Here is a 24765-nt window from a genome sequence, read left to right as displayed (position 1 = left end):
GCCCAGTGAGCGGCATTACCGCAAGAAGCCTGTTATTGACTCAACTATGGGAGAAGCTTGGCTGCATCAAAACGCGCCTCCCAAGTGTTTTCCTGTGCAAATGCACGGTCTACGCCTGTACCGCCTTTGAATTGCAGGGCGGCCTCAGCCATCGCAGGCACGTCAGCCTCGATCTGCGTGATAAATACGCCACGCTCTCCTGCGCGCAGGCTCATTTCTCCAAAATCCGTAGAGACCACTGGCAGGTTCAGTGCGCGATATTCGTAATATTTGATCGGATCAACCGAGGCAGTCAGCGCATTTTTTCTGAACGGAATCAGCCCAGCGTGAAACTGCGTCATCGCTTTCAAAGCAGTCGCATGATCACAGGTAGGCAACAAGGTAATGTTGTCGGGCAGCTTACTGGGCGAGCGGTTGAAAATCGGGCCAATCAAGCGAATTTCGTCGTTCGGCCTGGCCCTTGCCAAAGCGCACACCCAGTCCCAGTCGAACCATGAAGCAATGGTTCCAACATAGCCAAAGACTTTTTTGCTGGATGCAGCAGGCCCCTGCTGCATGCTTGGCATCACCGACAGATCCAGCCCGTTGTAAACCAGCCGCACATCCTGATGTACGCGCGCCCAGCGTGATTTAAGCTCTGTGCTCGAAACTGTGATGATGTCCACACAATGGGCAATTTCCAGCTCCCGCCGAGCCAGGGTTGACCGGGAAAAGCCTTCATAAAAGGCCGGAAACTCATCCATGGCGTCGTACAAGGATGGGCAGTCACGCAGGCGCTTCAAGAGATTGCGCGCAAGAACCGATGGCTTGCCAATCACCAACCAGGTTCTGGACTGATTGGCAAAATCAGTCATTTGGAGCCATTGGCGTTGCCACAAGCGCCCATTCACCCAGCCGGAGCCCGGCAATGGTTCAATAGGCACAGCACTGGGCTTGAGCACCGTAAGCCAAGCGGGCCTGTTGTTGTGCAGATCGTGCGACGCAGAGGGGCGCAGCCGCCGCAAATCCCTCCAATTGGGAAAACGGGTGGGATAGGGATCGACCCACAGGACAGAGCCGCCTGTCCGGCTATGGAACCACTCTACGAACTTATGCGGTCGCTGGGCAAAGCTATTCCACGGCACTGGCGATAAATAGATGAGCTGCATCAGCTGAAATGCGCGCGCAGCGTCTTCACAATTCGTTCGGCGGCATGGCCATCGCCATAAGGCGAAACGCCGCGCGCCATCGCACGATAGGCCGACTCATCATCGAGCAAACGTTGAGCCTCGCTGACGATATGCTCAAAGTTTGCCCCAACCAACTTGACTACCCCTTGCTCAACCGCCTCTGGCCGCTCTGTTTCGTCTCGCAGCACCAGCACAGGCTTGCCAAGGGCCGGGGCCTCCTCTTGTACGCCACCAGAATCGGTCAGGATGATGTGGGCGCGCTTCATCGCTGCAATGAACGGGGCGTAATCCAGCGGCTCGCACAACATGAAATTGGGCAACCCAGCCAGAAACTCATGGGCCACATCCTTGACATTGGGATTGGGATGCACTGGGTAGAGAAACTGGACCGACGGGTTATTCTCAGCCAGCGTGCGCAGGGCGCGGCAAATGTTGCGCAATGGCTCGCCAAAATTCTCTCGGCGGTGGGATGTCACCAAAACCAGCCGCTTGTCAGAATCCAGTGGCACTGCAAGCTCCAGCTCCTTGGATGCCGTGATCAGCAATGCGTCGATGACAGTATTACCGGTGACAACAATCTCGGTATCCGGCACACCCTCCTTCAGCAAGTTCTGCCGAGAACCCTCGGTCGGTGCAAAGTGCCAGCGCGCCAGCTTGCCGGCAATAACCCGGTTGGCCTCTTCCGGAAAAGGGTTTTGCATATCCCAGGTGCGCAGCCCCGCTTCGACATGCCCGATCGGGATGCGGTGATAAAAGCAGGCCAATGCCACCGTCATCACGGTGGTCGTGTCCCCTTGCACCAATACAGCATCCGGCTTCTCCGCCTGCAAAACATCGTCGAGCTCAAGCAGCAACCGGGCCGTCAAAGTCGTCAGCGCTTGATTGGGCCGCATGATATTCAGGTCAATATCTGGAGCAATGCCAAAAAAATCATTGACCTGATCGAGCATATGACGGTGCTGCGCAGTTGCAAGAATCCGCACGTTCGCCCACGGCTCCTTCTGCAAGGCCAGAATGACAGAGGCCATTTTGATGGCTTCCGGGCGGGTGCCGATGACACAAAGTATTTTTTTACTCATTATTCAAACCTTTAAAACATTCTTCCAATGCCTTCGCTCGCGCTCTCCAATCATTCTTGTCGGCAAGGGTACGCAGTTTGGACTTGAATTTCTTCGAGTCTTTTACCTGTAGGGCCGAATCAAAGGCATGACTTAGGTCAGCCGCTGAGCCTCCTTTGAATACTTCGCTGTAGGCCGTGCATTCATCCATATCTGATGTCACAACGACTGGTTTTTCTAGTGCGAAATATTCAAAAAGCTTTAGAGGGGAAGTTGTTTTCGCAATGTCGCCCGGTTTGAACGGTATGAAGCAGATATCAAACTGTCTAGCGTAGGCGGGGAGTTCCTTGTAATCGACTGTACCCATATACAGTACATTTTCAAACTTGGGGAGTTTTTCAATTCCGCCATAGTAGTCCGGGCCAATAAAAACAAACCCGAGATCGGGTCGCATTGCTGCAAGTTCACTCATAACTTCATACCAAAGCCAGGGCGCAATTGCACCAAAGTAACCGACAATGGCCTTGTGCTTTTCCTTGAAATCAACAAGTGATTGTGGAATAATTGTTTTCAGATGGGTCGGGCTGCGATAATGTCGCGTGTCGACGCCGTTAGGAACCATAATGACCTTTTCTTTCCCAACGATCGAGGCGGCTTCATCGTAAAGTTTCTTTGCGGAAGCAATCACGTAGTCGGCACCACCCTCGAAGGCAAATTTCTTTTGATTTAAGAGCCGTTTGATGTTTTCGTTATCGCCGCTAATTTCTGGATCTATGTGGTCAATGTATTCGTAGATAATGCGTCCACGTTTTCCGTTTTGCATTATCAAATCTGGAGTTTGGACGTATGCCGTTGAATATATTGATCGAATGACATCATGAATGGTGTCCACTTCTGGGCTGTTGGTAACCCAGACGTTGGTGCCAACCTTTCTGAAACCATTTACGTCATCCGCAACCCAGTTTACAGTCCGATATATGACCAGATAGCCCAACCTTCCTAATGCAGAAGAAATATGTTGAGGTCGCTGATACAAGGGCACATTCCAGTCGATAACTGCCTCCTGGACAAAAATCCCCTTGTATTCTGCCCTATTGGCAAGAACCGTTTCGTTAAACTCTGACCAAGAGAGATCAGCATTGTTTTGGTTGCTGGTGTCTTGGTGCTTACGGGCTGGCAGGCCACGTACATATCTCACAAAGGCGTGGCGAGGACCATGCAGGCTCTGCCGCACACCAGAAGGCAGACTCCAAAATAATTTTCGAACTATCGAATAGGCCGTTCTTTTGGGTGAAATGACAAGATTCTTGGTGACGCGAAACGGTGATGTTATTTTCCAGGAATTGGACTGTTTGATATTTGTAATTTGATAGGTTAACGCGTTTATCTCGCCATCGCGTTCGGCTACCGTTTGGTTGAGCTTGGCAAGCTGCCCATCACGCTCGGCTACGGCTTGATTAAGCAGGGCAAGCTGGCCGTCGCGCTCGGCTAGCAACAGGTTCTGATTGGCAATCTGTCCGTCACGTTCGGTTATGGCTTGATTGAGCTGGCTGAGTTGCCCGTTGCGCTCGACTATCGTTTGGTTGAGGTTGACAAGCTGCTCATCACGTTCGGCTACCGATTGATTGAGGTGAGCAAGCTGGCTGTCACGCTCGACCACGGTTTGATTGAGGTGGGCAATCTGCGCATCGCGCTCAGCTAGCGCCAGATTCAGGCTGGCAATCTGTCCGTCACGTTCGGTTATGGCTTGATTGAGCTGGCTGAGTTGCCCGTTGCGCTCGACTATCGTTTGGTTGAGGTTGACAAGCTGCTCATCACGTTCGGCTACCGATTGATTGAGGTGAGCAAGCTGGCTGTCACGCTCGACCACGGTTTGATTGAGGTGGGCAATCTGCGCATCGCGCTCAGCTAGCGCCAGATTCAGGCTGGCAATCTGTCCGTCACGTTCGGTTATGGCTTGATTGAGCTGGCTGAGTTGCCCGTTGCGCTCGACTATCGTTTGGTTGAGGTTGACAAGCTGCTCATCACGTTCGGCTACCGATTGATTGAGGTGAGCAAGCTGGCTGTCACGCTCGACCACGGTTTGATTGAGGTGGGCAAGCCGCTCATCACGTTCGCTTACCGCCTGATTGAGATGAGTAAGCTGGCCGTCGCGCTCAGTTGCCGTTTGGCTGAGACTGGCGATCTGCTCATCGCGCTCAGCCAGTGCCAGATTCAGGCTCGCAATCTGCCCGTCGCGCTCGGCCACGGCCAGATTGACTTCGTTGCTCGCCTGCCTTTGCCGGCAGAGCGAAACGGCAGCCAACAGTCTTGGGTCGTAGAATTTCTTGCTGCATACCACCGCCTCTATCTGATCCAATAGCGCTTTGCTGTAGAGGTATGGTGTTGTTCCAGTGATCGTGTTTGTGGAAAGATGGTGGTGCAAACCGGTCAATACCGTAGTGGCCGGAGCCGGTATCGAGCTCATCTTGTCTAGGAAGCGGGTCCATGCATGGTGCGCGTTGAAGTGCGTTCTGGCAAATTCAAAAACATCAGAAATGTGTTCCCTGCCTGTCTTGGCGCCTAGCTGGTCAAGCAGTTCATTGTCGTCAATGACAGGAAGGTTGCGGCCGGAAAAATTATGTTCGGCTGCTTGCGTCAACAGTTGTTCGTCGACAACGCCCTTCACCCCATCATAGCCCACCAACACCACGGGTTTGTGCGACGAAACTCCCTCAAGAACCACGCGCCCCATTCCCGCAATGCCGGAAAATTTTTGAATCAGGGTGGGAATTTCGTTGCTCGGTCCGATCAATTCAACGTAATCCGAATCTCCATGTTCTTCAAGCATTTGGCAGAGCTGTTGCTTCGCTGGCCCATCGCCGGCAATCACTACGCCAGGTATTCCGCACGCTTTTGCCTTGCGGCAGAAATCGAAAATGCCTTGTATCTTGAATTCATCCATTCGAGATACAACCAGCCAGCGCGGATCCAGCGGGCTGACTGCTGAATTTGCGCCATGAGGCTCTTCAAATAGCACCGAATTTGGGATGTAAGCAACGGATTGATCGGATGCATGAATGCTCAGTAGATCCTGAACCTCTGGCGATACCGCAACAATCAAGGGCGTGCTGGGCAGGATGATGTCCTTGACCAACAGGTCATAAATCGGCCCGTAGCTGGCCATGGAGGCTGGGCCGTGCAGCGTGATGGCATAAGGTACGGACTCCAGTTCGGCTGCCGCAACAGCAGGAATGATTGACGTGAAAGGGTGAATATGAACGTATCCGATTGCGTGCCGGCGAATGATCTGTCGGAGATGCTGGATCACCGACAATAGCTCTTCGGGTGAACACTCAGGCCCCAGAGGCAATCCATGTGTTATAGAAGTCAGTTCGGCGGGCAAGAGTGCATCTTCAAAAGCCTTACCGGCAGCCAAATGAACGGTAACGCCTGCCTTGCTGAGATACTCAATCTCTCCACGAATGTGCGTTTCGAGACCCCCTAAGGTAAATTGCTCAGTGACGATTAGTAGCGATTTCATGCTTTCGTTCCCAACTCAGTTACCATCACCTTTGTATCAAGCATGGCTATGCCGCTGGCGAGAATGCGAGGTTGATGTACAGTAAAAACAATGACATCGGTCTTGCGGTCAAGGTAGGTCATATCGCCGTGTGATATCGCCTCCGCTATTGCTAGAGTAGCAAAGTAAGTCCCGGCGCACAGGTCGGCGCGCAACTCGAAATCAAAAACAAGGCGTGTGCCGGGTTGGGCGTTGGTAAAGTTCTTTTGGTGATAAAGCGTACTCGTTCCAAATGCACTGACGCCCTCCACGGTGCGGATCAAGAGGCCTGCCTGGATTTCATCAATAGGACGCAAAACATCCGCACAGAAACGAAGCGTCATTGTCTCACCGGTCATGAACTGATCGCAGGGGTTGCCTGAAGCATCCAGAATCTGCCAATGGGCGATCACGGCGCGCATGCCTGTCGTGTTGGTTTCTCCCTCATCGCTAATGAGGGATTCTGCCTGCTGATGCGTTGTTGTTTGATCAGCTGATGCCAGGGGGGTGTCCGTTGCCTGGCTTTGCTGAAGATATCGAATATAGGTTTTCTCGTCCGAGTAAAGCAGGGCGTGATACTGATCGACGATTTCCTTGGCGGGGCCAATGCCGTGAACGTTGCCTTTGTGCAAAAGCACGCCGCGTTGACAAAATTTTTCCACAGTAGCGGTTGAATGCGTTACCAGTAGGATGGAACATCCTTCCTCACGCAACCGCTCGATGTAATCGAAACATTTCCTCTGGAACTTTTCGTCACCCACGGATAGTGCCTCATCAACAATGAGCACCTGGGGTGACACGCAGGCTTGCACGGCGAAGGCCAGGCGAACAACCATACCGCTGGAGTAAGTTTTGATCGGCCGATCAAGGTGCTCCCCAATATCAGCAAAGGCAGCAATCTCATCAAACCGTTCATCCATTTCCTGTTTGGAAAAACCCAGGATTGAACCATTGAGGTAAACATTCTCTCGGCCAGTGAAATCAGGGTTGAATCCTGAACCCAGCTCCAGCAGTGCGGCAATGCGGCCGTGGGTTTCAACCCATCCGGAAGTGGGTGCCAGTGTCCCGGTGATGATCTGCAGCAGCGTGCTCTTACCACTGCCATTACGCCCAAGAATGCCGACGGTTTCCCCCTTTCTGACGTCTAAAGTGACACCCTTCAATGCCCAAAATTCGCGGTAATACTGTTGGGGCTGTTGCCAGAGCAACCGTTGCAGGCGTGGCAGTATGAATTGCTTGAGTCGATCTCGAGGTTGCTCGTAGATTTGGTAACACTTTTTCAGGTTTTCAACCTTGATGGCAGTTTCATAGGACATCGGCAAAACCTTTCCTGGTTTTTTGGAACCATGCGAATCCAAGCCATGCAATGAAGGCTGAAAACAGTGTGTAGATGCCTAACAACTCAAAATCGGGTAGTTTGCCCCAATAGAGCACGTCCCGCGTCTGCTCAACTATCGGTGCGAGTGGATTAAGATAGAGCCATTGACTGAACTCTTCTGGAAAGGCGGTTGTTGGGTAAAAAATCGGCGCCATGAACATCGAAACCAGCACAAGAGAGCCAATGAACTGTGAAACATCGCGAAGGTACACACCCAGCGAGGCCAGCAACCAGCTCAGGCCGAGGATAATCAGCAGTAATGGCAGGATGACCAAGGGAAGATAGAGCACGGTTGGCTGCGGTACGCCGAAGAACAACATATAGCCGATCAGCCAGACACAGAGACTGACGAAGCCATGAAACAGGGCAGAGAGCAGTGAGACGACAGGCAAGATTTCCAATGGGAAGATCGCCTTCTTGACATAGTTGACGTTGGCAACCACCAATGACGGCGCCCGGTTGATGGTTTCACTGAACAGAAAAAAGACGATTAGGCCAGCAAACAACACAAGTGCAAATTCGGTCTTGGATTCGGTTTCCACATTCCAGCGCGCCTTGAACACAACGCTGAATACAAACGTGTAGACCGTAAGCATCAAGAGCGGGTTGAAAAATGACCATAGCAAGCCCATTACAGAGCCACGATAACGCCCCAGCACTTCGCGTTTGGTGGATGCCATGATCAGTTCACGGTTGCGCCAGAGAGCGCTAAACATTTCCAATGGTGCAATTGAAAAGTTCCGCATCAACGCCTCTCTTTCACGCCATTAAAGGCTTGTAAAATCATACGTGGTTTTTTCAGTTTATCTTTGCCTTTGGCGCATGCATGCCAATTTTATTGGGATTCTCATTCTGAACCGAAGTGGCCGAACTTGAATCTGAACAACAAGTAGTGGAATCGCCAAAGCGGCAAGATGTTTTGGCGTGAAGCACTGTGGAGAGGTGCTTCCAAAATCCTGTCGGAAAATGAGTCCATAAAATGGGATAAATAATGCGCAGACTTTTGATGCTAATGTTATTGATATCACACTCAAAAGCCAACAGTGTTTCAAATGATATCTCAATCACAGCGTAAAGGCGGGCGCTTTAAAGAGGGATATTAAAGATTACATCGATCCTAGCAATACCCCAAGTTGCGTCAAGATAGCAAAGTATACCTGTCTCAATTCAATCGATTGTCAATAATTTTTTAACATCAATTTTTTACTTGATGCTGCTGATATTGGCAGCCAATGTAACCACAGCAAGCTATAGCGTGGCAGGCCGCGTCACTTACGGGCGTGACCCATTTCGTTGTAGTCGAGAACAGCAGCAATACGCTTTGTGAGCAACAAGATTGGAGGCAGACGGGGAAGGTCAACGAACCGCGGGGATGACAGCGTCACGGAGCTGCCCTCAATTGCGTTTGTGGGCCTTGACCAGCTCGGTATTACCTGATGCACGATGCAGTTTTTGTCGAGTCTGGGATGCTTTGCTCGCCTACAACCTGATCAGATTGGAGAGGTCGAAGTTGTCAAGCAATAGGGGGGTGCCCACGGACTTGCGCTTTACCGTGGCTTTGACCTATATGCGCTACGAGTGGCTCAGCCTGACGAGCACCAGCCAGGGATTTGTTGCTCAGGTACTTGCTGTGGCTGCTCCAGCGCTTGGGCGAACAACCGCGCCCAAACAACAACGGGGGCGACAGCGCCCCCGTTGTTGTAAGCAATTTGCCTGCTTGCTATCCGTGCAGGCTGGTTTGTGCATGCTAAATGCGTGGCATTACCCAGGCTCTTGGCCTTGGGCTGTCGCACTGCAGGGGCAGTGCAGCTTGCATCAGCCCTGGCCGCCCTGGCAGGCAGGGGTGGCCGCATCCCAGGCGTCGAGCACGGCGCCTTTGCTGGCGCTGGCGGCGTTGTGGGCGAATTTGGCCAGCACGCCACGGGTGTAGCGCGGCGCGGGTTGCTGCCAGTGCTTGCGGCGCTCGGCCAGCTCCTCGTCGCTGACGTGCACTTGCAGCAGCAGTTGCTTGGCGTCGATGGTGATGGTGTCGCCCTCGCGCACCAGGCCGATGGTGCCGCCCACGTAGGCTTCGGGGGCGACGTGGCCGACCACCATGCCCCAGGTGCCGCCGGAGAAGCGCCCGTCGGTGATCAGGCCCACGCTCTCGCCCAGGCCCGCGCCGATGAGCGCGCCGGTGGGGGCGAGCATTTCGGGCATGCCGGGGCCGCCTTTGGGGCCGAGGTAGCGCAGCACCATCACGTCACCGGCCTTGATCTTGCCTTCCAGAATGGCTTGCAGGGCCGATTGCTCGTCGTCGAACACGCGCGCGGGGCCGGTGATGGCGGGGTTTTTCAGGCCGGTGATCTTGGCCACCGCGCCTTCGGGGCTGAGGTTGCCGCGCAGGATGGCCAGGTGGCCCTGGGCGTACAGAGGCTTGTCGATGGGGCGGATGACGTCCTGATCGGCGCGCGGCGCATCGGGCACGTCGGCCAGGGTTTCGGCGATGGTCTTGCCGGTGATGGTCATGCAGTCGCCGTGCAACAGGCCGGCGTTGAGCAGGATTTTCATGACCTGCGGAATGCCGCCTGCGCGGTGCAGATCGACGGCCATGTATTTGCCCGAGGGCTTGAGGTCGCAGATCACGGGCACTTTCTTGCGGATGCGCTCGAAGTCGTCGATGCTCCAATCCTCGATGCCGGCGGCGTGGGCGATGGCCAGAAAGTGCAACACGGCGTTGGTGGAGCCGCCGGTGGCCATGATGACGGCCACGGCGTTTTCCAGTGCCTTGCGGGTGACGATGTCGCGCGGGCGCAGGTTGTTGCGGATGGCTTGCAGCAGCACTTTGGCCGATTCCTTGGCGGAGTTTTGCTTCTCGTCGTGCGGGTTGGCCATGGTGCTGGAGTAGGGCAGGCTCATGCCCAGGGCCTCGAAGGCGCTGGACATGGTGTTGGCCGTGTACATGCCCCCGCACGAGCCGTTGCCGGGGATGGCGTGCTGCTCGATTTCCTTGAGCTCCTCATCGCTCATGTTACCGGCGGCGTTCTGGCCCACGGCCTCGAACACGCTGACGATGTTCAGGTCCTGATCCTTGTAGCGCCCGGGCAGGATGGTGCCGCCGTAAACGTAGATGGCGGGCACGTTGGCGCGCAGCATGCCCATCATGCCGCCGGGCATGTTCTTGTCGCAGCCGCCGATGACCAGCACGCCGTCCATCCACTGCCCGCCCACGCAGGTCTCGATGCAATCGGCAATGACTTCGCGGCTGACCAGCGAGTACTTCATGCCCTCGGTGCCCATGGACATGCCGTCGGAGATCGTGGGCGTGCCGAAGATTTGCGGGTTGCCGCCCGCTTGCCGGATGCCCTCCACGGCGGCATCGGCCAGGCGTTGCAGGCCTGCGTTGCAGGGCGTGATGGTGGAGTGGCCGTTGGCGATGCCGACCATGGGCTTGTCGAAATCGCTCTCGGTGTAGCCCAGCGCGTAGTACATGGAGCGGTTGGGCGCGCGCGATTTGCCCTGGGTGATGTGGGCGCTGCGCTCGTTGGCGGGGCGGATGGGGATGGTTTTTTGCTCGCTCATGGTCTTTCTCGGGGTGGGGCAGGGGCGATGCGCGGGCGGGTGGGGCCCGTTCACGAAAAGTGTCTATTGTGCCGCCTGCTGTGGCCTGGGGCGGGCTTGCGTGGGCCTGTCTGACTTTGGCGCGGTCTTCTTCCAGCTTGCGAACGGCCTCAGGGCTTGGGGCTGGCAGCAGTTGCTCACTGCCCGACATCAGCGCCCGAGATATAAGCTCATGCCATGTCGTTGTGTAGCCTTGATCACAATGCGCTGCACGGGCGCTCCGGTTGGTCGGGCGCTGATGGAGAGTCACTATGAACATTCGCAACATCAATCGCCGCGCTGCGCTGGGCGCATTGGCCTTGCTGGGCGGCGCGGCCACGCTGGCCGTTTCTGCCTGGGCCAGCGGCGGGCAAAAGCTGCCTGAGCAAACAGCCACGCAGGCGGCACAGTCAGTCGCCAGCTGGCCCGCGCAGCCCATCACACTCATCATGGCTTTTCCCGCCGGCTCGGGCGTGGATGTGATTGCGCGGCTGATTCAAGAGCCGCTGGCCAAGGCCCTGGGCCAGCCCATCATCATCGACTACAAGCCCGGCGCGGCTGGCAACATCGCCAGCGAGTTCGTCGCGCGCGCCCGGCCCGATGGCTACACGCTGGCCTTTGGCACGGCGGCCACGCATGGCAGCAATGCTGCGCTGTACAAGAATCTGCCCTTCGATGTGGAGGCCGACTTCGTGCCCGTGGCGCCGATCAACGATGTCTCCAACGTGTTGACCATCAACCCCGAGGTCATCGACGTGAAGAATCTGGCCGAGTTCGTGGCCGAGATCAAGGCCCATCCGGGCAAGTACAACTTTGCCTCCACCGGCAACGGCACGGGCACGCACATGGCCTTTGCCGAGTTCAACTCGCGCCTGGGGCTGGACATGGTGCACGTGCCCTATAAGGGCGGGCCGGACGCCATTGGCGCCGTGCTGCGCGGCGAGACCTGCTGCATCATGAACCAGGTGCAGACCGTGTTGCCGCACGCCAAGGCGGGCAAGGTGCGCCTGCTGGGCGTGACCACGGCCCAGCGCGTGCCGGCCGTGGCCGACGTGCCGCCCATTGCCGACAGCGGCCTGCCCGGCACGCAGGGCTTTGACAGCGCCATCTGGTTTGGCGTGTTTGCCCCCAAGGGCACGCCCGCGCCCATCGTGCAGCGCCTCAATGCCGCCATCACGGGGGTGCTAAAGCAGCCTGCGATGCGCGAGCGCATCGAATCCATGGGCAATGCCGTGCGCATCGAAACGCCCGAGCAGTTCGCCATCACGGTGCGGGACAATCGCCGCAAGTGGGCGGAGGTGGTCGAGGCTGCCAAGGTGCAGATCAACTGAGGCCCGCATTGCTATGCCAGCAAGCGATCTTTCAACCATTCCTCCCTCCAGCCCCAGCGCCCCAGAGGCTGCCTGGGCCGAGCGCATCCTGCCGCCTGTGCCGCCACAGGCCCTGGCCAGCGCGCGCGATACGGCAGCGCTGGCGCGCCTGGCCCAGCAGGCGCGCGCCGATCTGGCCCGGCTGAACTGGCCCGTGCCGGACTGGTCGCTGCCCGCAGCGCAACCCGGCGGCGGCCATGCGCTGGACGTACTCATCGCCGGCGCTGGCATGTGCGGCCAGACCGTTGCTTTTGCCCTGATGCGCGAAGGCATCGGGCGCATCCGCCTCATCGACCGCGCCGCGCGCGGGCAGGAGGGCCCCTGGGGCACCTACGCGCGCATGCTCACGCTGCGCAGCCCCAAGCACCTGACTGGCCCCGATCTGGGCGTGCCCAGCCTGAGCTTTCGCGCCTGGTACGAGGCGCAGCACGGCGCTGATGGCTGGGCCGAGCTGCACAAGGTGGGGCGGCTGGACTGGCGCGACTACCTGCTGTGGGTGCGCGACACCGTGGGCCTGCCGGTGGAAAACGGCGTGCAACTGCTGGACGTGGCGCACGACGGCCCACTGCTGCGCGTGCGCCTGCACGGCCCGCAGGGCGAGGAGAGCGTCTACACCCGCAAGCTGGTGTTGGCGCTGGGCCGCGATGGCAGCGGTGCGCCGCGCTGGCCGCATTACCCCAGTCTGCGCCGCGATGACCCCCTGGCCGCTGGACGGGTGTTTCACAGCGCCGATGCCATCGACTTCGCCGCGCTGGCTGGCCGCCACGTGGGCGTGCTGGGCGTGGGCGCCTCGGCCTTCGACAACGCCGCCTGCGCTCTGGAGGCTGGCGCGCGCGTGACGCAATTTGCCCGCCGCGCCCAACTGCCGCAGGTCAACAAGAGCAAATGGACTTCGTTCCCTGGTTTCTTCCACGGCTTCGAGCGGCTTGATGACGCGCAGCGCTGGCGTTTTTACACCTACATCTTCAGCGAGCAAGTGCCACCGCCTTGGGAGACCGTGCGCCGCTGCGATGCCCATGCCGGCTTCAACCTGCAGCTGGGCCAGAACTGGCTGGACGTGGCGCCCGATGCGCAGGGCGTGCGCGTGACCACGCCGCAGGGCCAGCAGCGCTTTGATGCCGTGATCTTCGGCACCGGCTTTGACGTCAACCTGCTGGACCGCCCCGAGCTGGCCCCCTACGTCAGCGCCATCGACACTTGGGCGCAGCACGTGCCCTCAGAGCAAGCCGCCAGCCACGCCGAAGCCGCGCGCTTTCCCTACCTGGGGCCGGGCTTCGAGCTGCGCGCCAAGGCAGGCCAGCCGCAGGAGGTGGCCCAGGCGCTGGCGCGCATGCACCTGTTCAACTGGGGCAGCACCCTCAGCCACGGCGCGCTGGCCGGCGACATTCCCGGCCTGGGCATTGGCGCGCGCCGTCTGGCCGCGGCCATCGCCAGCGATCTGTTCACGCTCGATGCCCAGGCCCACTGGCAGCGCCTGCTGGCGCACGACGAGCCTGAGCTCAAGGACACGCGCTGGTACGTGCCGCCCCTGTCCCAGCCCTGAGCTGAAACAGGCCCATAGTTTTCCCCTTGATGGCTGCCTGCCGCAGCCCCATCACCGCCTTGCCATGACCATCAACGCCCCCGAGGACAGCGCCACGCTGGCCTGCTACTACAGCCTCTCTTCCCCCTGGGCCTACTTCGCCGGCCCGCAGCTGCAAGACATCGTGCGCCGCCACCGTGTGCGCCTGGTCTTCAAGCCCTTTGACTTCCAGGCCGTGGTGCCGCAGACCGGCGGCATCCCACTGCGCACCCGACCTGCGGCACGGCGCAGCTACCACCAGGAAGAACTGGCCCGCTGGAGCGATTACCTGGGCCTGCCCATCGTGCTGCAACCGCGCCATTACCCGCAAGGCGCGCACCCCGACCCCCACTGGAACAAACACGCCGGCTGGATGCTGATTGCCGCCCAGGCCCAGGGGCTGGATGTGCAGGCCCTTTCGCACGCGCTGCTGCGCGCGCTGTGGCTGGAAGAGCGCGATACCGCTCTGGCCGAGGTGCGCATTGCCGTGGCCAATGAAAACGGCTACGACGGCGCAGCCCTACAGGCGCTGGAGCAAGCCCCTGCCACCCAGGCCCTGTACCGTCAGTACACGCAGGAAGCGCTGGAGCAGGGCATCTTCGGCGCGCCCACCTACGTTCTGGATGGTGTGCGCTACTGGGGGCAGGACCGGCTGGGCTTTGTGGACCGCGCACTGGCGCAGCGCGCGGCTGGCTGCCGCTGACGCGTGTGGCGCCCTGCACGGCAGGCCATCCTGCAGATCAGGGCGGCTTGCGGTTTTGCGCCATTGCGCCTTGCAGCCCGGCCCGAGCTGCTGCCCACTCGCGCCTCGATCTTGAACAGTCTTGAACAGGCGCTTAACAGGCGTTCAAAAAGCCTGGCTATTGCCGCGCACCAGCGACATGAGCCGCGTGGCATTCAGGCCCTGCGCTTGCTGGCGCATGTCCGGCAGGTATTGCGTGTGCAGTTGGCGGCCGTCCTGCAGCATGTGGGCATAGCTGTCCTTGAGCATTTGCGCCGAGATGCTGCGCCCAGCAGCGTAGTACTGGTTGGCGACGTGGCCCAGCGCGTAGGTGGAGGCAAAGCTCATGCCGGAGCTGACGGCCTGTTTGCCCAGGCCGCCCAGCAGCCCCTTGCCCGCCTTGCCCAGCAGGCCGCCCAGCAACTTGCGCCCGGCCTGCTCCAGGTATTGCGAGGTCATGCCCACGCCGATGGTGGCCAGGAAGTCGCGGATGTGGCCCTTGTCCAGCTCGTAGCCGTAGCTTTGGCCGATCTGATAGACCAGGCGCATTTGCAGCGGGATGATGGCCATGGTGGAGAGCGACTCGGGCAGCAGCTCGATGGCGCCATTGAGCGTGGCGGCGCGCAGGATTTTTTGTCTCATGGCCTGCTCGTCGAGCGTGCTGGGGCGCCCAGCCGGCTGGGCCGTGGCCGCTGTCTGGGGCGTTATCGGGGCCGTCACGGCGCTGGCAGCGGCCACGGGCGCGGCAGAGGCCGTTTGCAGCGGCGCCTGGGCCATGGCCTCGCCATCGTGCAGGGTTTGCTGGGCGAATTGCTGCTCCAGCCCCAACGCCTGGTGCAGCTCACCCAGGAAGGCGCGTTCGCGCTCGCTGGTGCTGCCATCGGCATCGCAGACGCACACGGCCATCTCGTAGGCCAGCTGGCGGCTTTCCATGCTGGGCAGCCCGGCAACGGCCTGCGCCAGATTGGTGCGCTTGAGCAGCACGTCCTGGTACAGCGTGGGCAGATTGACTTCATCGGCCTGGCTCAACCCTTCGGCGATGCGGCGGATTTCCTCGCGCTCGCGCGTGTGCTTGTCGCTGTCGGCATAGGCGGCCAGCAGGCTGATGGTGAGTACGGAGCGGATTTCCTGGGTGGTCATGGTCATGGGGTGCCTTGGCTGTGAAAGGGATGGGATACCGGCGCATGTGCCCCGGCGCAGGTGCGGGCCCATTGTCGGCGCAGATCAATGGCCGTGCCCGGGCGCGGCCAATGGGCTGGCCAGGGGCCTATACTCGGCGCTTTTTCGCGCGGGCCTGCGCCGTGCGCATGCCAATACAGAGCATGTTTGGCACAGCGGCCTGCAGTTCTTGGCGGATTGGCGGCTTTTCAAGCCCCATGATGGTGAAAATTGAAAACGACGCTCAAAGACGTGCGCGACCGCTACGACCAGTACGCGCAGATATACGACAAATTGTTTGGCTTGGTGCTGGAGCCAGGCCGCCGCGCGCTGGCGCAGGAGCTGCAGCGCAGGCCGCCGCAAAGCATTCTGGAAATCGGCGTGGGCACGGGCCTGCTGCTGCCGCTGTATCCGGCCCATGTGCCGGTCACCGGCGTGGATTTGTCGCCCGGCATGCTGCAAAAGGCGCGTGGCCGGGTGGATCCGGCGCGCGCCGCGCCGGTCACGCTGCTGGTGGCCAATGGCGAATCGCTGCCGTTTGCCGATGGGCAGTTCGATTGCGTGACCTTGCCCTACACCTATTCGGTCACGCCCGATCCGCAGGCCTTCATCCGTGAAGTGCGGCGCGTGTGCCGCCCGGGCGGGCGCATTGTGGTGCTGAACCACTTCTCCAATGCAGGGCCGGTGTGGCGCGTGCTCGAACGCATGGCCAAGCCTTTCACCAAGCGCATTGGCTTCGATTCGGACTTTGCCTACGACCAGCACATCGAGCGCTACGACTGGCGCATCGAATCGGTGCGCCCGGTCAATGCGCTCAATCTCTCGCGCCTGGTGGTGATTGAAAACCGCTGATGCGCCAATGCGTCGATGGCTGATGCGCCGATGCAGCAATGGCGTGGCGCATTCAGTCGGCAGAGCCGCGTGGGCCTGGGCGCGCGCGGCGCGACTCGAAGAACAGCAGGTAAATCAGCGCGGCGATGTTGAGCAAGGCCAGCGTGAACCAGGTCAGCGCGTAGCTCAGGTGGTTGTTGCGAAATTGCAGCTGCGTCAATCCCGGGCGCGGCCACATCTGGGCGGCGCTGCCCCCAGCGGCGGGCAGCGTGTGGCTGGGTTCGATCTGCTGCGCATCGACGAAATAAGGCGCTGTCACTTGAGTGGGCAGGGCCTGCGCGGCCGATAGCTCGGCCGGGTTGCGCTGGTACCAGCGTTGCTCGGCCGGGCGGTTGTCGCGCGAGAACCAGTGCGGGCGCGGCGGCAGGCGCAGCAGGCCGGTGACCTGCACGCTGCGCTCGGCTTCGGCAGCTGGTGCGCTCAGGCGGGCGTAGTCCGGGCTGTGGCGCATGGCCGTGGGGATAAAGCCGCGGTTGATCCAGACCACGCCGGGCGCTGTGGCGCGCGCGTCGGCGCTGGTGTTTGCATTGGTATTCGTACTGGCATTTGCACCGACATCGGCAGGCTGCGACGCCAGTTGCAGCGGCGCCATGAGCCAGTAGCCCGGCCCCAGATCGGTGTTGGCATAGACGGGGATGCTGCGCTCGGTCAGCAACTGGCCGGCCAGTTGCAGGCGTCGGTATTCGTCGCCTGTGCTCAGCTGCGGCCATTGCGCGGGGGCGGGCGGGGCCTCGGGGCTGGCCTGCACGCGCGCCTGCACGCGCGCGATCAGGTCTTTTTTCCAGCCCAGGCGTTGCACCTGCCAACTGCCCAGGCTGCAAAACAACAGCGTGTTCAGGCTCAAAAAGGCCAACAAGGCCCAACGTTTGGTTTTGGAAGGCGCGGCGGTGGCGGCGCCTGCTGCAGAGCGGGTGTCAGGCATGTGGGGGGAGTCTCCAATCTGCCATCTGCCGCGCGCCAGGGCGATGGCCGCGATGGCGGCGGGGCAGGGCGGGGGGCTGAATTCGCGCCCGGTGCTCATTCACGCCAGTGCGCGGCAATCCAGCGGGCCGGGCGGATGTAGCGAAAGCGGCGGTTGCGCCGGCCGGCCAGGGCATCGGGCGGATTGCATTCGCCATGGAAGATGACGATTCTGGCCTGCTCGGGGATGAAGGGCTCGCGCCAATAGTTGCTCGGCCAGGTGGGGATGCCGTGGTACTTGAAGCTGGGGCACCAGGGCTCTGGCCAATAGGCCAGCTGGCCCTGGCGGTGCAGGTAGTCCGACAGATAGGCCTGCTCGTTGCGAAACTGCTGCTGCACCTGGGCCACGTTGCGCTGGAAGTATTCCAGCACGTCCGGGTGGGCGCCGATCTCGAAGCGGTAGACGGAGGAATTGCCGGTGATGCGGCGGCGCTTCCAGGGCCGTGGGTAGTCGTGGATGATGCGAAAAGGCCCGGGCAGGGTGAAAAAATCATCGAGCGGGCCGACGACCACCACATCCAGATCGAGAAACAGCGCCACGCCTTGCAGGCCATAGCGCTCGCGCAGATCGGGCGAGAACGTGGCCAGCTTTTTCCACGCGCGGTCGGGCTGGCGCGGGTAGCGTTGCCAGTCCAGCTCGGGGATGGGAAAGCACTCCACCTCAGGGCGAATGCCCTGCACGTCGTCGGTCAGGCAGACGAAGCGAAACGCCCCCTGCAGGTGGCGCTGCGCCATGGCGTAGAGGCGGTTGACGTACTCAGGGCCGTATTTGTTGCCCCATTTCATGCACAGCACATGCCGCGTGGCGGCAGGGGCTGGGGTATCGTGCAAGCGCATGTCTGCGGCGTTGGGGTGGGTGGCGGCCTGCATCAATCCAGCGACTTTTTCTTGGCCGAGCTTTGGCGCGGCTTGGCCTTCTTGACGTTGCCGCCGGCGGTCAGGCGCTGGTTGCCCAGCACGCGCACGTGCTTGATCTCTGGGCGCTGGCCGGCGCGCTTGCTGGGCTTGACGACCTTGACATCGGTGGGGGCCTTGCCGCCCGTGCCCGCTGCGCGGGCCTTGGGCGCCTGCGGGCGCCAGAGCACCAGCAGCTTGCCGATGTGCTGTACGGCGGCGGCGCCGAGTTGTTCGCACAGCTGCTGCAGATATTGCTCGCGCAGCTGGCGGTCGTCGTTGAAGACGCGGATCTTGATCAGGCCATGCGCTTGCAGGGCGGCCTGGACTTCCTTTTCGACGGCGGGGCTCAGGCCCTCCGCGCCGATGAGAACGACCGGGTCGAGGTGGTGGGCATCGGCGCGCAGGCTGCGGCGCTGGGCCGGGGTCAGGGTCAGGACAGTCATGGCATGATTATCGGCCATGCGGCCAGGCTCTCAGAGCCTGGCCGCCCTCTTTGACCATATCGCAAGGCGCAATCTGGAGAGCATCGATTCATGACGGGCAAGCACAGTCGTGCGGGCAACGCCGGCAAGACCGGCAAGGTCAACAAGGCCTGGCTGCACGACCATCTCAATGACCCTTACGTCAAGCTGGCGCAGAAGGAGGGCTACCGCGCCCGCGCGGTGTACAAGCTGCAGGAGCTCGATCAGGAGTTCCTGCTGCTCAAGGGCGCGCGCGTGGTAGTCGATCTGGGCTGCGCCCCCGGGGCCTGGTGCCAGTACCTCAGCCGCAAGCTGGAGCTGGGCCGCGCGGCGGCCGAGGGCGAGGCGGCAGGCCAGGGCGCAGCTGCTGCGCCGCTGGTGGTCGGGGTGGACTTGCTGCCCATGGAGCCGGTGGCCGGCGTGCATTTCATCCAGGGCGATTTTCAGCAGGACGAGGTGCTGCAGCGCCTGCAGCAGGCCGTGCAGGGCAGGGCTGTGGATCTGGTGGTCTCTGACATGGCGCCCAACCTCAGCGGCCATGCCACCACCGATGGCGCGCGCGTGCAGACATTGGTGGAAATGGCCGTGGACTTTGCGCAGGCGCATCTGCACAGCGATGGCGCCATGGTGGCCAAGGTGTTTCACGGCCCTGGCTACGATGATCTGATGGCGCTGTTTCGCCAGACTTTTCGCAAAAGCCGACCCTACAAGCCCAAGGCCTCGCGCAGCCGCTCGGCCGAGGTTTTTCTGATCGGCCAGGGCTTGCGCGGCGGCCAGGACTGAGCGCCCATCGCCATCTGCCCTTTGCCACCGAACGACGCCAAGCACCGACAATCGAGCAGCGACACGCACCATGCGCATTCCCACCTCCTCATACCGCCCCATCGCCGACTTGCCCGACACCCTCATCAGCCAGATCGCGGCCGGAGAGGTGGTTGAGCGCCCGGCCTCGGTGGTGCGCGAGTTGCTGGACAACGCCCTGGACGCCGGCGCCAGCGAAATCCAGCTGCGGCTGTTGGCTGGCGGTATCCGCCACATCGTGCTGGAGGACAACGGCCGCGGCATGCCGGCCTCGGACCTGCCGCTGGCCATTCGCCGCCATGCGACCAGCAAGATCCGCAGCCTGGACGATCTGGAGTCGGTCACCACCATGGGCTTTCGCGGCGAGGCGCTGGCCGCCATCGGCTCGGTGGCGCAGCTGCGCATTGTTTCTCGCACAGCCAGCCAGCCCCAGGCCATGATGATTGACGCGGCCAGCGGCGAGCTTGAGCCGGCCGCGCGGGCCGTGGGCACGACGGTGGACGTGCAGGAGCTGTTCTTCGCCACGCCGGCGCGACGCAAATTCCTCAAGGCCGAAAACACCGAGCTGGCGCACTGCGTGGAGACCGTGCGCCGCCATGCGCTGGCCCGGCCTGACGTGGGCTTTGCCATCTGGCACGGCGGTAAGCTGCAGCACCAGTGGCGCGCCGTGCCGGCGCAGGCGCAGCCGATGCAGGCGTCCAAGGATGCGGCGCAGCCTGTGCCGACCGGCTTCAAGCTGCTGGAGCCGGCGCAGTGGGAGCGCCGCATTGCCGACATCATGGGCGCGGAGTTCATGGCGCATTCCGTGCCCGTTGCGCATGAGGAAGGGGGCGTGGCCGTCTATGGCCGCGCCGGCATGCCGACCCACTCGCGCGCGCGCGCCGATCAGCAGTACAGCTTCGTCAACGGGCGCTTCGTGCGCGAGAAAACCCTGGCGCACGCCGCGCGCGCTGCCTACGAGGACGTGCTGCATGGCCAGCGCCAGCCGGTGTACGTGCTCTACGTCGAGATCGACCCGCAGCAGGTGGACGTGAATGTGCACCCGACCAAGATCGAAGTGCGCTTTCGCGATGGGCGCGTGGTACACGCCGCCGTGCGCCACGCGCTGGAGCGCGCCCTGGCGCCTTCGCGGGCGCTGGCAGGCGCTCCACCCGCTGGCGCCGCTGGAATCGATGCCGCCGTGGCCCTTGACGCGCCGGGCGGCATGGCCCAACCCATGGCGGCGCGATCGCCCTTGCCGCTGGCACAGCAGCGCCGCCTGGGCTTTGCGGCCGACATCGAAAAAACCCGCCAGACCCTGGCTGCGTTGTGGGGCGATGGCCGCGATGCGCAGGCCGCAGCCCCTGGGGCGGCAGAGCCCCTGGCCCAGCCGCCCCAGGGGCTGGGCGCTGCCGCCTATGCCATGCCCGCTGCAGGCGCTGCAGCGCTGGCGCTGCACGAGCCAGTTCGGCCCTGGCCAGCGCAGGCTGAAGCCCAGACCGAGGCGCAGCCCGAGTGGCCGCTGGGGCGGGCGCTGGCGCAGCTGCACGGCGTCTACATCCTGGCGCAGAACCAGCACGGCCTGGTGATCGTGGACATGCATGCCGCGCACGAGCGCATCGTGTACGAACGCCTCAAGCAGGCATTGCACGACGCCCACATCCCCAGCCAGCCGCTGTTGCTGCCCGCAGCCTTTGCCGCCACCGCGCTGGAGATGGCCACGGCAGAAAAGCACGCCCAGTTGCTGGTGCAGCTGGGTCTGGAAGTCACGCCGCTGGCAGCGCAGCAGCTGGCGGTGCGCTCCATCCCTTCTGAGCTGCGCCAGGCCGACCCCGTCGAGCTGGCGCGCAGCGTGCTGGGTGAATTGGCCCAGCACGAAGACCTGGGCATGCAGGCAGCGCCAGCCAGCGGCCCAGCGGACGGGCAGGGCGCGCTGGCCGCAGCGCCGCCCACCCAGCGCAGCGCCGTGCTGCAGCGCGCGCGCGACGAGGTGCTGGCCACCATGGCCTGCCACGGCTCGGTGCGCGCCAACCGCCAGCTGGGCATCGAGGAAATGAATGCCCTGCTGCGCCAGATGGAGGCCACGCCCCGCTCGGACCAGTGCAACCATGGCCGCCCCACCTGGCGCCAGCTGCGCATGGCCGAGCTCGACCAGCTGTTCCTGCGCGGGCGCTGACCTGGGGGCTGACAGGGCGCTGCGTGGCCGCCGCAATGCGCTGATCCGTATGTATAATGCGCGGTTTCCTTGCCACAGCCGCTGTTTGACGCTGCGGGTGGCAGTTCATTCCACAAGGGAGTTCAACGATGCGTCACTATGAAATCATTTTGCTGATCCACCCGGACCAGAGCGAGCAGGTGCCAGCCATGCTGGAGCGCTACAAGAGCATGGTCACCGAAGGCGGCGGCAAGATCCACCGCGAGGAAGACTGGGGCCGCCGCCAGCTGGCCTACCCGATCAACAAGCTCTCCAAGGCGCACTACCTGTGCCTGAACATCGAGGCCGGCCAGGCCGTGATGGACGAGCTCTATCACGCCTTCCGCTTCAATGATGCCGTGCTGCGCCAGCTGACGGTGCAGAAGAAAAAAGCCGAGACTGCACCCTCCTCGATGATGAAAACCGTCGAGCGCGAGGAAGCTCGCAAGAGCGCACAGGCCGCTGAGGCAGAGCAAAAGGCTTGAGGGCGAGACCGCTTTCTTGAGCTTGCATCCCCAGACAGCTTTATTTATCAAGATTTCATCAGGAGCCCATCATGGCTGGACCTAAGCGTTTCAATAAAGATCGCCGCCCCAAGCGCAACAACCAGAACCTGCTCTTCCGTCGCAAGCGTTTCTGCCGCTTCACCGTCGCCGGTGTGGAAGAAATTGACTACAAGGACGTGGACACCCTGCGCGATTTCATTGCCGAGAACGGCAAGATCATCCCCGCCCGCCTGACCGGCACGCGCGCCATCTACCAGCGCCAGCTCAACACCGCCATCAAGCGCGCGCGCTTCTTGGCCCTGCTGCCCTACACCGACCAGCACAAAATCTGAGATAGGCGGAGCACACCATGCAAATCATTCTTCTGGAAAAAGTCGTCAACCTGGGCAACCTGGGTGAGATCGTGACCGTCAAGGACGGCTACGCCCGCAACTTCCTGATCCCCACTGGCCGCGCCCGCCGCGCCACCGCCGCTGCCAAGGCCGAGTTCGAAGCCCGTCGCGCCGAGCTGGAAAAGGCCGCTGCTGAAAAGCTCGCCGCTGCCCAGGCCCTGGGCGAGAAGCTCGCTGGCCAGACCGTGCGCCTGTCGCAAAAGGCCGGTGTGGACGGTCGCCTGTTCGGCTCCGTGACCAACCAGGACATCGCTGCCGAGCTGGTCAAGCAAGGCTATGAGGTGCACAAGTCGCAGGTGCGCCTGCCGGCAGGCCCAATCAAGACCGTGGGCGATTCCACCGTGGTCGTGGCCCTGCACACCGACGTGGACGTGGAAATCACCGTGGCCGTTTACGGCGAAAGTGCCTGACAGTGTTTGCGTGCAGCGGGCAGGCGCTCCGAGCCCCGCTGCCATTGAAAGCCGCCTCGCAAGAGGCGGTTTTTTCTTTGTCGCCTGCCGTTGGTGTGGTGATGCCGGCGGGCTTTTGGGCACAGCTTATCCACAGCTTGTGCACGGTTTGCCCCATGCCCATCCACAGGCTTGTGCGGTGACAGCCCCGCCTGGCCTGCGTAAGATGCGGCGCGCAGCCGGTGCGCCGGTCGTGGCGGGACAACATGGAAATGGTGAGAGTCAATGGATGAGAAGGGCCGTGGCGCCATGGGCGTCGAAGTGATGGATTTTTCCGAACAGCCGGTGCGCGGCGGCATGCCTCTGGGGCCGCTGGGGCAGGGCGCTGACCCGCAGGTGGCCGATCTGCGCCTGCCGCCGCAGTCGGTGGAGGCCGAGCAAAGCGTGCTTGGCGGCCTGCTCTTGGACAACCAGGTCTGGGAGCGCGTCTCCGATCTGCTCAAGCAGTCGGACTTCTACCGCAGCGAGCACCAGCAAATCTTCCAGGCCATCGCCGCGTTGCTGGAGAACGACCGCCCGGCGGACGTGGTGACGGTGTTCGAGCACCTGCGCGGCATCGGCAAGGCCGAGGAAGTGGGCGGCATCGCCTACCTGAACTCGCTGGCGCAGTACGTGCCCAGCGCGGCCAACATCCGCCGCTATGCGGAAATCATTCGTGAGCGCGCCATCCTGCGCAAGCTGATCGCCGCCAGCGACGAGATCGCCTCCAACGCCTTCAGCCCCAAGGGGCGCGAGGTCGGCCGCATCCTGGACGAGGCCGAGGCCAAGATCTTCAGCATCGCCGAGGAAAGCTCGCGCATGAAGCAGGGCTTTCAATCGCTCGATGGCCTGGTGGTCAACCTGCTGGATCAGGTCGAGGAAATGGCGCAAAGCCCGCACGACATCACCGGCGTGCCCACGGGCTTCAGTCATCTGGATCGCATGACCAGCGGCCTGCAGCCGGGCGATCTGATCGTGCTGGCGGCGCGCCCTTCGATGGGCAAAACCGCGTTTGCCATCAACATTGCCGAGCATGTGGCGCTGCGCGAGAGCATGCCGGTGGCCATCTTCTCGATGGAAATGGGCGCATCGCAGCTGGCGGTGCGCATCGTTGGCTCTATTGGCCGCATCAACCAGCAGCGCCTGCGCACGGGCAAGCTGCTCGACGAGGAATGGCCGCGCCTGACCGAGGCGGTCGAGCGGCTGCGCAACGTCTCGCTGCACATCGACGAAACCCCGGGGCTGACGCCCACCGAACTGCGTGCCAACGCGCGCCGCCTGGCGCGCCAGTGCGGCAAGCTGGGCCTGATCGTGGTGGACTACCTGCAGCTCATGAGCGGCTCGGGCAACTCCTCGGACGAAAACCGCGCCACCGAGCTGGGCGAGATCTCGCGCGGGCTGAAGATGCTGGCCAAGGAGCTGCAATGCCCGGTGATTGCGCTCTCGCAGCTCAACCGCAGCGTCGAGCAGCGCACCGACAAGCGCCCCATGATGAGCGACCTGCGCGAATCGGGCGCCATTGAGCAGGATGCCGACGTCATCATGTTCATTTACCGCGACGACTACTACAACAAAGAAAAGAGCACCGCCCCCAACCAGGCCGAAATCATCATCGGCAAGCAGCGCAATGGCCCCACCGGCACCGTGAACCTGTACTTCCAGAAAGACCAGACCCGCTTCGAGAACCTCAGCCTGCACGAAGACACGGGGCCGATGTAAGC

The 24765-nt window shown here is 61.5% G+C and carries 20 protein-coding genes; 10 read left to right on the top strand and 10 right to left on the bottom strand.

The annotated features are described in order from the left end of the window. Positions 1 to 44 precede the first annotated feature (44 nt). From CLI93_RS01980 to ilvD, 6 genes are all read right to left on the bottom strand, one after another. Complete coding sequence (locus CLI93_RS01980; RefSeq protein WP_238945701.1) at positions 45 to 854, bottom strand: glycosyltransferase family protein; 810 nt, start codon at positions 852 to 854, stop codon at positions 45 to 47. Positions 855 to 1147: 293 nt separating this feature from the next. Next, complete coding sequence (gene wecB / locus CLI93_RS01975; protein ID WP_095541313.1) at positions 1148 to 2248, bottom strand: non-hydrolyzing UDP-N-acetylglucosamine 2-epimerase; 1101 nt, start codon at positions 2246 to 2248, stop codon at positions 1148 to 1150. Beyond that, complete coding sequence (locus CLI93_RS01970) at positions 2241 to 5750, bottom strand: glycosyltransferase (RefSeq protein ID WP_095541314.1); 3510 nt, start codon at positions 5748 to 5750, stop codon at positions 2241 to 2243. Before CLI93_RS01970 ends, wecB begins: the two co-directional genes overlap by 8 nt. Next, the gene (locus tag CLI93_RS01965) at positions 5747 to 7084 is read right to left on the bottom strand and encodes an ABC transporter ATP-binding protein (RefSeq protein WP_095541315.1); all 1338 of its coding nucleotides are present in this window, start codon (positions 7082 to 7084) and stop codon (positions 5747 to 5749) included. Before CLI93_RS01965 ends, CLI93_RS01970 begins: the two co-directional genes overlap by 4 nt. Beyond that, positions 7074 to 7892 (bottom strand): ABC transporter permease, encoded by an 819-nt coding sequence (locus tag CLI93_RS01960; RefSeq protein ID WP_095541316.1) that lies wholly within the window; start codon positions 7890 to 7892, stop codon positions 7074 to 7076. The genes CLI93_RS01965 and CLI93_RS01960 overlap by 11 nt, the downstream gene beginning before the upstream one ends. A 1069-nt stretch (positions 7893 to 8961) precedes the next feature. After that, a complete protein-coding gene (gene ilvD, locus CLI93_RS01955; RefSeq protein WP_095541317.1) occupies positions 8962 to 10707 on the bottom strand; it encodes a dihydroxy-acid dehydratase in 1746 nt (581 codons plus the stop codon). Between the two features lie 290 nt (positions 10708 to 10997). On the opposite strand from ilvD, the gene CLI93_RS01950 reads away from it, so the two are divergent. From CLI93_RS01950 to CLI93_RS01940, 3 genes are all read left to right on the top strand, one after another. Then, a complete protein-coding gene (locus CLI93_RS01950) occupies positions 10998 to 12056 on the top strand; it encodes a Bug family tripartite tricarboxylate transporter substrate binding protein (protein ID WP_095541318.1) in 1059 nt (352 codons plus the stop codon). Positions 12057 to 12069: 13 nt separating this feature from the next. After that, on the top strand, positions 12070 to 13638 hold the full coding sequence (locus CLI93_RS01945; protein WP_172424199.1) for an FAD/NAD(P)-binding protein: 1569 nt from the start codon (positions 12070 to 12072) through the stop codon (positions 13636 to 13638). A 64-nt stretch (positions 13639 to 13702) separates the two neighbouring features. Beyond that, on the top strand, positions 13703 to 14359 hold the full coding sequence (locus CLI93_RS01940; protein WP_095541320.1) for a 2-hydroxychromene-2-carboxylate isomerase: 657 nt from the start codon (positions 13703 to 13705) through the stop codon (positions 14357 to 14359). 144 nt (positions 14360 to 14503) lie between these two features. Here CLI93_RS01940 and CLI93_RS01935 read toward each other — a convergent pair whose 3' ends face one another. Next, on the bottom strand, positions 14504 to 15517 hold the full coding sequence (locus tag CLI93_RS01935; protein WP_095541422.1) for a YcjF family protein: 1014 nt from the start codon (positions 15515 to 15517) through the stop codon (positions 14504 to 14506). A gap of 249 nt (positions 15518 to 15766) precedes the next feature. Between CLI93_RS01935 and CLI93_RS01930 the strand changes: the two genes are divergently transcribed. Next, positions 15767 to 16387 (top strand): class I SAM-dependent methyltransferase, encoded by a 621-nt coding sequence (locus tag CLI93_RS01930; protein WP_095541321.1) that lies wholly within the window; start codon positions 15767 to 15769, stop codon positions 16385 to 16387. Positions 16388 to 16439: 52 nt separating this feature from the next. Here CLI93_RS01930 and CLI93_RS01925 read toward each other — a convergent pair whose 3' ends face one another. The 3 genes from CLI93_RS01925 to CLI93_RS01915 all read right to left on the bottom strand — a co-directional run bounded on the left by CLI93_RS01925 (position 16440) and on the right by CLI93_RS01915 (position 18726). After that, positions 16440 to 17348 (bottom strand): SURF1 family protein, encoded by a 909-nt coding sequence (locus CLI93_RS01925; RefSeq protein WP_095541423.1) that lies wholly within the window; start codon positions 17346 to 17348, stop codon positions 16440 to 16442. Between the two features lie 95 nt (positions 17349 to 17443). Beyond that, positions 17444 to 18256: a glycosyltransferase gene (locus tag CLI93_RS01920; RefSeq protein WP_420823093.1), complete on the bottom strand. Its 813-nt coding sequence runs from the start codon at positions 18254 to 18256 to the stop codon at positions 17444 to 17446. After that, a complete protein-coding gene (locus tag CLI93_RS01915; protein WP_095541425.1) occupies positions 18256 to 18726 on the bottom strand; it encodes a YhbY family RNA-binding protein in 471 nt (156 codons plus the stop codon). The genes CLI93_RS01920 and CLI93_RS01915 overlap by 1 nt, the downstream gene beginning before the upstream one ends. A gap of 90 nt (positions 18727 to 18816) precedes the next feature. On the opposite strand from CLI93_RS01915, the gene CLI93_RS01910 reads away from it, so the two are divergent. The 6 genes from CLI93_RS01910 to dnaB all read left to right on the top strand — a co-directional run bounded on the left by CLI93_RS01910 (position 18817) and on the right by dnaB (position 24763). Further along, positions 18817 to 19527 carry an RlmE family RNA methyltransferase gene (locus CLI93_RS01910; protein WP_095541322.1) on the top strand — a complete coding sequence of 237 codons (711 nt, stop codon included), beginning with the start codon at positions 18817 to 18819 and terminating at the stop codon, positions 19525 to 19527. Between the two features lie 70 nt (positions 19528 to 19597). Next, positions 19598 to 21700 (top strand): DNA mismatch repair endonuclease MutL, encoded by a 2103-nt coding sequence (mutL, locus tag CLI93_RS01905; RefSeq protein ID WP_095541323.1) that lies wholly within the window; start codon positions 19598 to 19600, stop codon positions 21698 to 21700. A gap of 128 nt (positions 21701 to 21828) precedes the next feature. Next, entirely contained in the window at positions 21829 to 22203 is a 375-nt protein-coding gene (gene rpsF, locus CLI93_RS01900; RefSeq protein ID WP_095538798.1) for a 30S ribosomal protein S6, read from the top strand. Positions 22204 to 22274: 71 nt separating this feature from the next. Further along, the gene (gene rpsR, locus CLI93_RS01895) at positions 22275 to 22556 is read left to right on the top strand and encodes a 30S ribosomal protein S18 (RefSeq protein WP_095538797.1); all 282 of its coding nucleotides are present in this window, start codon (positions 22275 to 22277) and stop codon (positions 22554 to 22556) included. 17 nt (positions 22557 to 22573) lie between these two features. Beyond that, positions 22574 to 23026 carry a 50S ribosomal protein L9 gene (gene rplI, locus CLI93_RS01890; protein ID WP_095541324.1) on the top strand — a complete coding sequence of 151 codons (453 nt, stop codon included), beginning with the start codon at positions 22574 to 22576 and terminating at the stop codon, positions 23024 to 23026. A gap of 336 nt (positions 23027 to 23362) precedes the next feature. Further along, entirely contained in the window at positions 23363 to 24763 is a 1401-nt protein-coding gene (gene dnaB, locus CLI93_RS01885) for a replicative DNA helicase (protein ID WP_095541426.1), read from the top strand. Positions 24764 to 24765 lie beyond the last annotated feature (2 nt).

Source organism: Vandammella animalimorsus, from assembly GCF_002288875.1.
GTDB classification, from domain to species: Bacteria; Pseudomonadota; Gammaproteobacteria; order Burkholderiales; family Burkholderiaceae_C; genus Lampropedia; species Lampropedia animalimorsus.
The sequence above is the reverse complement of the archived record's forward strand: the minus strand, read 5'-3'. Positions and strand labels throughout refer to the sequence as shown.

Coding starts and splice junctions, on each gene's coding strand:
- CLI93_RS01980 (WP_238945701.1), bottom strand. CDS start 854: ATGACTGATTTTGCCAATCAGTCCAGAACCTGGTTGGTGATTGGCAAG.
- wecB (WP_095541313.1), bottom strand. CDS start 2,248: ATGAGTAAAAAAATACTTTGTGTCATCGGCACCCGCCCGGAAGCCATC.
- CLI93_RS01970 (WP_095541314.1), bottom strand. CDS start 5,750: ATGAAATCGCTACTAATCGTCACTGAGCAATTTACCTTAGGGGGTCTC.
- CLI93_RS01965 (WP_095541315.1), bottom strand. CDS start 7,084: ATGTCCTATGAAACTGCCATCAAGGTTGAAAACCTGAAAAAGTGTTAC.
- CLI93_RS01960 (WP_095541316.1), bottom strand. CDS start 7,892: ATGCGGAACTTTTCAATTGCACCATTGGAAATGTTTAGCGCTCTCTGG.
- ilvD (WP_095541317.1), bottom strand. CDS start 10,707: ATGAGCGAGCAAAAAACCATCCCCATCCGCCCCGCCAACGAGCGCAGC.
- CLI93_RS01950 (WP_095541318.1), top strand. CDS start 10,998: ATGAACATTCGCAACATCAATCGCCGCGCTGCGCTGGGCGCATTGGCC.
- CLI93_RS01945 (WP_172424199.1), top strand. CDS start 12,070: ATGCCAGCAAGCGATCTTTCAACCATTCCTCCCTCCAGCCCCAGCGCC.
- CLI93_RS01940 (WP_095541320.1), top strand. CDS start 13,703: ATGACCATCAACGCCCCCGAGGACAGCGCCACGCTGGCCTGCTACTAC.
- CLI93_RS01935 (WP_095541422.1), bottom strand. CDS start 15,517: ATGACCACCCAGGAAATCCGCTCCGTACTCACCATCAGCCTGCTGGCC.
- CLI93_RS01925 (WP_095541423.1), bottom strand. CDS start 17,348: ATGCCTGACACCCGCTCTGCAGCAGGCGCCGCCACCGCCGCGCCTTCC.
- CLI93_RS01920 (WP_420823093.1), bottom strand. CDS start 18,256: ATGCAGGCCGCCACCCACCCCAACGCCGCAGACATGCGCTTGCACGAT.
- CLI93_RS01915 (WP_095541425.1), bottom strand. CDS start 18,726: ATGACTGTCCTGACCCTGACCCCGGCCCAGCGCCGCAGCCTGCGCGCC.
- CLI93_RS01910 (WP_095541322.1), top strand. CDS start 18,817: ATGACGGGCAAGCACAGTCGTGCGGGCAACGCCGGCAAGACCGGCAAG.
- mutL (WP_095541323.1), top strand. CDS start 19,598: ATGCGCATTCCCACCTCCTCATACCGCCCCATCGCCGACTTGCCCGAC.
- rpsF (WP_095538798.1), top strand. CDS start 21,829: ATGCGTCACTATGAAATCATTTTGCTGATCCACCCGGACCAGAGCGAG.
- rpsR (WP_095538797.1), top strand. CDS start 22,275: ATGGCTGGACCTAAGCGTTTCAATAAAGATCGCCGCCCCAAGCGCAAC.
- rplI (WP_095541324.1), top strand. CDS start 22,574: ATGCAAATCATTCTTCTGGAAAAAGTCGTCAACCTGGGCAACCTGGGT.
- dnaB (WP_095541426.1), top strand. CDS start 23,363: ATGCCTCTGGGGCCGCTGGGGCAGGGCGCTGACCCGCAGGTGGCCGAT.